Raw genomic sequence first — 943 nt, forward strand, 5'->3', positions numbered from 1 at the left:
TCGAATGGCTGTCCCCATCATTTCGTCGTAACCTGTCGCGACTTTTTGCATCGACTCGAAATGTCGCATCGTCTGCATCAGTTGCACCATCTCCTGCATGGACGAAACATTGGAGTTTTCGAGAAAGCCCTGACGTACCTGGATATCGACGTCATTCATCATGCCGGCCGCACTCTCCGCAGCGACAAGCCCCTCCCCGAGGTGCCGGAGCATCTGCGGTGTCTCCAGCTGCATCACCTTGAGTTGGGCGACTGGCTCTTGCGCTGCCAATCGGCTAGCGGCAACGCTTGCCGCCCCGGACTTGGGACCTTCAAATACATAGCCCCTGGAATCAATCGAGGGATTGCGTGTMGTCAAAAAGATGGCGCCGCCTTTACCCATCACCGGATGCCCCTGCGCATTTACCAACCGCCCTTGGCCGTCCAGGTGGAAGGAACCCTGCCGCGTGTAAGCCGGGCCGGACGCCGTTGAGACCTCAAAGAAGCCGTCCCCGTCCAACGCGAGATCCAGATTCTGTCCGGTGGACTTGAGCGTGCCGGGGCGAAGGTCTGTCTGCGTTTTCAGCAGGCCGCCGGTCGCGTCCGCCTGCTGCGACAGCGCATCGACCTGCGCGGTGAAGGAGGCGCCGAGTTGGGAATAAGGGGTGGGCTGAACCGAGACCACCTCCCGCTTGTAGCCTATGGTCAAGGCGTTGGCCAGGTTCATGCCGACTTTTTCAAGGCGGATGCTGTCCTGGTGCATGCTTTGCAAGGCGACGGCGAGAATATTGGTCATGGTTCGGGTTAAGTTGCAGGACAAAAACGTACGGGTTGCTTAAAAACTCACCACACCATACGACTTGAGCTCGATGTTGTGCGGGATCTCGGCCATGGACAACACGCGCAGATGCGGCATCACCCGCTCGGACAACGCGCGCACGTGCCGGCGAAGCTCGGGCGAACAG

Annotated in this window: 1 protein-coding gene; it reads right to left on the reverse strand. The window is 59.4% G+C overall.

Annotated features, from left to right (window positions below; translation table 11 throughout):
• Positions 1–774: flagellar hook-basal body protein (locus AC1D0Z_RS22930; RefSeq protein ID WP_477660430.1), on the reverse strand; the 774-nt coding region annotated here is incomplete at its 3' end.
• Between the last annotated feature and the right edge of the window lie 169 nt (positions 775–943).

The sequence above is a fragment of the Polaromonas sp. P1_E3 genome (genome assembly GCF_056405935.1).